3 protein-coding genes are annotated in these 1856 nt (G+C 71.1%); all 3 read right to left on the reverse strand.

The window, feature by feature from the left end; all coding sequences use genetic code 11:
• Positions 1 to 738 (reverse strand): NADH-quinone oxidoreductase subunit B family protein (locus AC2VOK_RS20615; protein ID WP_428902100.1); only part of this gene is annotated, 738 nt, incomplete at its 3' end.
• Positions 739 to 1593 (reverse strand): FAD/NAD(P)-binding protein, encoded by an 855-nt coding sequence (locus AC2VOK_RS20620; protein ID WP_428902101.1) that lies wholly within the window; start codon positions 1591 to 1593, stop codon positions 739 to 741. It abuts the gene before it with no gap.
• Positions 1586 to 1856 (reverse strand): 4Fe-4S dicluster domain-containing protein (locus AC2VOK_RS20625; protein ID WP_428902102.1); only part of this gene is annotated, 271 nt, incomplete at its 5' end. The genes AC2VOK_RS20620 and AC2VOK_RS20625, both read right to left, overlap by 8 nt.

Genomic DNA, 1856 nt, shown 5'->3' on the forward strand with positions numbered 1-1856 from the left:
CCGGAAACTGGCGACGTTGAACGTCGAGAACACCCGGTCGACGTCGGCCTCCGACATGCCGTCGCGGCGCAGCAGCGGGATCAACGTCGCGGTCCGCGGCGCCGCCGACGGGCCGAAACAGCCGAAGCAGCCCCGGTTGTGCCGGGGGCACAGCGCCCCGCAGCCGGCGTGGGTGACGGGACCCAGACAGGGGGTGCCCTGCGCGACGACCAGACACGTCACGCCGCGTTGCTTGCACTCGGTGCACACCGTCTTGGCCGGCAGCCTGGGTGTGCGCCCGATCAGCAGCGCCGCGAGCGTGTCGAGCAGCTGGCCGCGGTCGATCGGGCAGCCGTGCAGCTGGTAGTCGACCTCGACGTGCGCCGAGGCCGGGGTGGAGGTCGCCAGCGTGTCGATGTACTCCGGCCTGGCGTAGACGACCGAGGTGAACTCGGCGATGTCACCGAAGTTGCGCAGCGCCTGCACGCCCCCGGCGGTGGCACACGCGCCGATGGTGACGAGAGTTTTTGACTGGTCCCGGATTTCGCGGATGCGTCGTTCGTCGTGGCCGGTGGTGATCGATCCCTCGACCAAGGACACGTCGTAGGGCCCGCCGACCATCGCGCTGGACGCCTCGGCGAAGGTGGCGATCTGCACCCGCTCGGCCAGGGTGAGCAGCTCGTCCTCGCAGTCCAGCAGCGTCAGCTGGCAGCCGTCGCACGAGGCGAACTTCCACACGGCCAGCGTGGGCGGGCTCATCTACAGCTCCTTCACGTCGAGCAGCGGGCCGGCGACGTCGTAGCCGACGACGGGCCCGTCGCGGCACAACAGCAGCGGGCCGAGCTGGCAGTGGCCGCACCACCCGACGCCGCACTGCATGTTGCGTTCCAGGGATACCCGAATGTTCTGGGCAGCAACGCCTTTGGCCAGCAGCGCTTGGGCGCCGAAGCGCAGCATGGACTCGGGCCCGCACAGGAACGCGGTGGTGCGTCCGGCGTCCAGCGCCAGTCGGCGTAGCGGCTCGGTGACCAGCCCCACCTCCCCGCGCCAGCCCTGCACCGGGACGTCCACCGTGACGTGCAATTCGATCTGCGGATCCTGCGCCCACTGCTCGAGCTGGGCGGCGAACACGAAGTCGGCGCGCGAGCGGGCACCGACGATGAGGGTGAGCTGGCCGTAGCGCGACCGGCCGGCCAGCGCGCCCAGCACCGCAGGACGCAGCGGGCACAGGCCGACACCACCGGCGATCATGACCAGGTCCCGCCCGGCGGCCTCGTCCAGTCCCCAGGTGGTGCCGAACGGGCCGCGCACGCCGACGACGGTGCCCGGCCGGGCATCGTGCAGTGCGCGGCTGACCGCGCCGACCGCGCGGATGGTGTGCGTGATCGACCCATCGGTGACGCTGGGGTCGCCGCTGATCGAGATCGCCGCCTCCCCCACACCGAAGGCGTAGAGCATCATGAACTCCCCGGGCTCCGGTGCCCGCAGCGGTTCGCCGACCGGTTCCAGGCACAGCGTCGCCGAGTCGGGGCTCTCCACGACACGGCTGCGCACCCGGTAGGGGTTGGGGGCCATGGCAGACGGCGCGGTGCAACCGCTCGGCCGTTCAGTCATCACGGGCCATCGTGTTCATCTCCGCGGTGAGGTCGATGCCGGTGGGGCACCAGGCGATGCACCGCCCGCAGCCCACACAGCCCGACGTGCCGAACTGGTCGTGCCAGGTGCCCAGTTTGTGGGTCAGCCAATGCCGGTAGCGCGACGCTCCGGACTGGCGCACGCTGCCGCCGCCGTGGACGTAGGTGAAGTCGAACTCGAAGCAGGAGGCCCACTGCCGCCACCGCTGCGCGTGCTCACCGGCGAGGTCGCTGACGTCCTCG

Source organism: Mycobacterium sp. TH-M116 (genome assembly GCF_057473685.1).